Genomic DNA, 5,211 nt, shown 5'->3' with positions numbered 1-5,211 from the left:
GCTTACGGACTGATCGCCGTGGTCGTTTCGGTTGTGGCCCCGGCCGCAGGCTGCCGCCTTGGCGGCCAAGAAAAATCGTCGGCGCGGCCGGGCGCAGCAGCGGGCGCCTTGCCCTCGACGACGAATTTTTCACCGGGCCCGTCCGGCTTGGCCGGCGCTGCGGCACCGAGAAGTTCCGAACCGCCGTCGAGTGCCGGTGATTGCGAGTCGGCGTCGGTAGCCGGGTCGGCGGCCTCAGTCTTTTCCTTCGAGGGTGGACTACGTTACTGGCCAGTACCGGCAACGCATCGAAGGAACTTTACAATCATAAAGGTACGTCACTGGTCTCGCGGCTCACCTATGACGATCTAGACGCGCATTCGAGTCCACAATCCGACTGGCATTTTCGTAAAGGCCTCCTCGGTGCGGGCGGCATCAGGGAGGATTTTCTCATGACGAGGACTTCTTACGGAAATGGGGGGCTACTCAAACACATTCAGTGATCAGCGCGGGGGCGGCGTCAGCTATTTCACCGCCGATCTTGGATATAATTTCTTGAACTCACCGCGCTACCGCATCGGTGCTTTTGTTGGCAACAATTTCTGGCACGAGAGCTACGATGCTTTCGGTTGCACGCAGCAGGCGACCAACTGGGGAACCTGTGTGCCAACCGTCCCACCTACGTCAACCTCTCAGCCAGGACAACGATTGGCATTCGCTGCGACTCGGCTTGGCCGGGCAGACGCAACTCACCGAGCGACTCAGCCTTTCTGGTGACGTGGCGTTCCTCTTCACGCGGCTCGACGGCAAAGAGCAGCACCACATGCGCCCAAGATCAAGCTAATTCCCGAAGACGGCGATGGGCATGGCGTCCAGCTCGAGGCGGTGTTGCGGCCGTGGCGAATAACGGCACCGCTCATTTCGAAGAGGCAATGGGCGGTCGTGGTTCCCCGCAGGCCGACGATTGGAAGGCAAAGCGCTACGGCGTTTTCGTGCAGGCTAGCATCAAGTTCAACTGAGAGAGCAAGAACCGAGGAGAGCGGCGATGCCACTCCAGCTCATTACGATCATTGGATCAACAGAAGGAAGTTTTCCGAAGAGTTTTGCAAGCGTGCGCAAAGTCGCCAGACAAAGTTCTCTCGGTCCATAGTGTACGTGCCGTCACGCCCGTTCTCGACATGGTTGAATGATACGTCCCGCGCGATCGATCAAAGTCGTTTTTCATTGGTTTTCCGGAAATCGCGGGGAGCACAGCGTGCTGTGACCCTCGCCTGCTGGTTTTCTGTCAACGCGCAGATGAGGGAGAATGAGCGTACAGCAAAAATCATCAGTGCTGTCGCTTTCGCCAAAGCCCGCCGCAGCTAAACGGGGTCCCACGCCCGGTAGCGCCCCCTGCCGGTCACCTCACGGATGCCGAGTTCGGCACCAGCCCGAGCGCAGCGCGCTGGCTAATTTTCAGCTCGGCCGCGACCAGACCTGCCGACACCAGCGGCCGCGCCAGCACCAGCTCGATCAGCGCCGGCAGGCTCGAGTTTTTGCGCCGGTTCCTGAGCCGGCGCTCCATCTGGCTTTTGGCCAGCGCCTGGATGATTGCAAGGCTGAAACAGTCGATGGAACGCCCCTCCAGCGAAGCCGAACCGGACGAGGCGCGCGCGCCAGGTCCTTCGGCTGCCATCGGCACGCTGGGTTTAAGTGCTTGGGGTGACACGGCGTGATCTCCGCCGTTGGCGGGAACAGGGCAGTGCAATAGTACTGCCCTGTTCCTTTTGATCAGAGGCCAGTGCGGATTTCTTCGGCAAGCGCCCTCAACGTCGTCTCGACGTCATCGCCGTTTACCATCTTCTGCATCGCCACGGCCCATGCGTTCATGGCTTCGCCGAAGCCGACACGCGGTGTGAAAGCCAGCGCGGCTTGGTCCTGTATCTTTTTGAAGCTGTCAACGAAGTTGTTGAACTCGGGCTGCGAAGCGTACTTAGTCCAGGTGTCGTCTGCCAGGTCGACGTGCGCGGCGGATTGACGAGCTGGCCAGCAAGGGCACCCTTGAGCGCCACCTGCTTGGAGGTGGCCCACGGGATGAACAGCCAGGCCGTGCCCTTCTTTTCGGAAGCCGCGTTCATGGCGAGAGCCCAGATCCAGATGTCAGACTCCAAGCTCGTGGCGCTCGGTGCGTGCAGCGGCGGAGCGAAGGCGATCTTGCCGGATGCCGGCTTCCCCGCAACATCGTTCCAGAAGCCGAACATATTTGAGTCGATCGTCATCGCGCTGCGGCCGGACGCGAAGGAAGGAGCCGCGCACTTCTTGATCATGTCCACGTAATGTAGTCGTATCCAGCATCGGTAAGCTTCCAATCGCTCAGGTATTTGTCCAGCGGCTCCAGGGCGCCACTCGGAGCGAGGTCCTACGCGGGCTGAATGCCAGTGCCGAACACATCCCATGCTGGCGACTTCGTCGTCAGTTGGATCGTCATCTTGTTCCAGTAAGAATCGTCTGGGTAGAGTTCCGGCGTGACCTTGATGCCGGGTCAGCTTCTCGAACTCCGGAAATTGCGCAGCGAGAGCATCCGCATAGGGGTGGATGTCGTAGGCCCAAGTTATGCTGGTCCCTTCGAATTGACGCCAGTTCACGGTGTCGGCAGCGGCCGAATTAGTGAGCGATGCCGAGACGGCAAAAAACGCCAAGTCAAAAGCAAGCTGTTTGCGAAGCGACGCGCACCTGTAACGAGTACGGGGAATGAGCGACCCATGTAATCCTCCCTGGGGCATTTTGCCAATTTTTGGGTCCACTCCTCCATCCCGAGTTCGCTCATAGCCACAATAAGCGGTTTCCAACGAGCTCGCTCTGAATGCACCAGGCCAACTGGGTAAAAACGGGTAACCGGCACTAAAAGGCGTTGTAGTATCGCCACCAGAAATACTGCTCCGTGGTGCTGGCCTTTGCCTGGGGGCGCAACACGGCAACTACCCGCTCAAAACGGTTGGTCCTCTACCTCTTATTCACCGTCGCTTTCCTCGCGGCCTAACCCGGCCGGAATATCCGTTGCCAGAAAAAGGCCTCGCGGCCGGTTCGAGGCTCATCCCTCCTCCGAAGCAGCACGCTCAAGTATCGTCACAAGCCCCGAGCGCTTCGCGTTCGGCGATGTCCAAATTCCGACAATGTCGGATACAGTCAGATCTACTGGATTGCGTTTGAATGGTTTTCTCATTTGGCACAGTACATGCGGGTCATCCGCAAAACACGTGACCGACCAACAAGAGTTCGCATGATCACCTTACCACAACATACAGCCGCCGCGGAACAATCACTTGGCCCCTGATCGCCCACCCCGGCACCACAACCGGAGTCATCGATGTTCTGACAGGCTGCCCAAGGATACCTGCTGCAACAGGGCTTGCCCTGGTGACGACCACTCCGGCTCCGCCGGTTACCGACGAGGGCAAAGTGACGGATTTCCTGCTTTTCAACGGCATGGAGGTGGCTGTCATTCCCGACCACCGCGCCGGTCGTCACCCATATGGTCTGGTGCAGGATCGGCAGCGCGGAATGAGCCGCCGGGGATATCTGCATGTCTTCGAGCATCTGATGCTCAAGGCGCCTCATGACGAGCACGGCTCCGTCGCCTGGAGAGATTGAACCCAAAGGGAGATTCAGATGTCTGAAGCGAATCAGGAAAAGTTGGACGCATTCTTGGGGAAAATGGTCGGCGATCTCGGTGCGATCGCAACGGGCGCGGGAGTCCTGCTGGGGGACAGACTCGGCCTGTTCAAGGCATTGCGCGAAGGCGGCAAGATGACGGCCGCCGAACTTTCGACACGCACCGGCACCCAGGAACGCCTCGTAAGGGAATGGCTTTCCGGGCAGGCGGCGGCGGGTTACGTCGACTACGATGAAGCGAGCGACAAATTCTATCTCAACGCCGAGCAAGAGCTGGTGTTCGCTGATGAAGACAGCCCGGCCTTCATGGCAGGCGCATTCGAGTTCCTGTCCGCGCTGTGGCTCGATGAAGAAAAGGTGAGGCAGGCATTCCAGTCCGGCAAGGGCGTCGGGTGGCACGATCATAGCGCGTGTCTGTTTCGCGGTACGGAACGGTTCTTCCGTCCAGGCTACAATGCCAATCTGATCGACTCCTGGCTGCCGGCCTTGGAGGGCGTCGTCGAGAAGCTCGAACGCGGCGTGGACGTCGCGGATGTTGGATGCGGTCATGGTGCATCGACCGTGCTCATGGCACAGGCCTTCCCCAATTCGCGCTTCGTCGGCTTCGACTATCATGCCCCTTCGATTGAGCGCGCCCGCAAGGCGGCCGAGGTAGCCGGCGTCGGCGTTAACACGCGGTTCGACGTGGCGGCCGCCAAGAGCTATCCCGGAACCTATGACCTCGTCACATTCTTCGATTGCCTTCACGACATGGGCGACCCGACGGGCGCCGCCACCCATGTCCACGGATCGCTCAAGCCGGACGGCACGTGGATGATCGTCGAGCCGTTCGCGCATGATCATCTGGCGGCGAACCTCAATCCCGTCGGCCGCGTTTACTATGCCGCTTCCACTTTCGTGTGCACGCCCGCATCCGTGTCGCAGGAAGTCGGGCTCGCGCTTGGAGCCCAGGCCGGTGAGGCGAGGCTGCGCAAGGTTGTGACCGGCGGCGGCTTCAAGCGATTGCGTCGCGCCGCGGAGACACCGTTCAACATGGTGCTGGAGGCCCGCCCTTAGCGTGGCCGTCGCCAGAAATTGCAGCTCATCGCATTTGATGAAGATCACCGCCAAAAATCCGGACGCATCGGGCACATTTTCAAGGCGTCTGGGTTCACGCAGAGGTCGCTGCCGAGTTGTGTGCCAAGAGTCCCATACGTTGCGGCTCAGAAAGGACCCCACGCACGGCGACGAACATGCCCATAGCGATGGCCGCTATAATCACATATGTCCACCATGGCGCGTTCACAAAGCTGGTAAGCCACGTCGCACCGAACGCGCTTACGACAAAAACGAGAGCCTCGATAAAAAGACTGAGCCTGTACACATTCAGTCGTCTCATCCTCATACCACCCATCCAAAGACTGAGCTTGTTGCGCTACTGCGACAGAGCCTAACATATTGGAGAGTGCTCACTAGTCGACCGTGAACAATCCGAGCCCTAAGCGGCGACCGGCTTCGGCCGGATTTGAAGCAGGGCAATCAAGAGCGACAAAAACCCCTTCAGCCACCTGAGCAGGAGGGAGAAGTTGTAGCCGGCGGCGG

The 5,211-nt window shown here is 59.6% G+C and carries 4 protein-coding genes and 2 pseudogenes; 3 read left to right on the top strand and 3 right to left on the bottom strand.

Translation table 11 applies throughout. The features are described 5' to 3' along the window. Nucleotides 1-2 precede the first annotated feature (2 nt). The 3 genes and pseudogenes from EN925_RS40855 to EN925_RS40850 all read right to left on the bottom strand — a co-directional run. Nucleotides 3-197, bottom strand: a pseudogene (locus tag EN925_RS40855) (DUF459 domain-containing protein); the annotation flags it as partial. A gap of 1,181 nt (nt 198-1,378) precedes the next feature. Continuing rightward, nucleotides 1,379-1,687, bottom strand: coding sequence for a helix-turn-helix domain-containing protein (locus tag EN925_RS41670; protein WP_236473435.1), 309 nt, complete (start codon nt 1,685-1,687; stop codon nt 1,379-1,381). A 62-nt stretch (nt 1,688-1,749) separates the two neighbouring features. Continuing rightward, nucleotides 1,750-2,049: a hypothetical protein gene (locus EN925_RS40850; protein ID WP_224571022.1), complete on the bottom strand. Its 300-nt coding sequence runs from the start codon at nt 2,047-2,049 to the stop codon at nt 1,750-1,752. 3 nt (nt 2,050-2,052) lie between these two features. On the opposite strand from EN925_RS40850, the gene EN925_RS40845 reads away from it, so the two are divergent. The 3 genes and pseudogenes from EN925_RS40845 to EN925_RS22445 all read left to right on the top strand — a co-directional run bounded on the left by EN925_RS40845 (nt 2,053) and on the right by EN925_RS22445 (nt 4,686). Continuing rightward, on the top strand, nt 2,053-2,295 hold the full coding sequence (locus EN925_RS40845; protein ID WP_224571023.1) for a hypothetical protein: 243 nt from the start codon (nt 2,053-2,055) through the stop codon (nt 2,293-2,295). 1,053 nt (nt 2,296-3,348) lie between these two features. Next, nucleotides 3,349-3,570, top strand: a pseudogene (locus EN925_RS22450) (insulinase family protein); the annotation flags it as partial. Between the two features lie 57 nt (nt 3,571-3,627). After that, a complete protein-coding gene (locus tag EN925_RS22445) occupies nt 3,628-4,686 on the top strand; it encodes a class I SAM-dependent methyltransferase (protein WP_024504268.1) in 1,059 nt (352 codons plus the stop codon). Nucleotides 4,687-5,211 lie beyond the last annotated feature (525 nt).

Origin of the sequence: Mesorhizobium sp. M7A.F.Ca.US.006.04.2.1, from assembly GCF_004022915.1 — a bacterium.
Taxonomy (GTDB): Bacteria; Pseudomonadota; Alphaproteobacteria; order Rhizobiales; family Rhizobiaceae; genus Mesorhizobium; species Mesorhizobium ciceri.
This window is presented reverse-complemented; position numbering and strand designations above follow the sequence as displayed.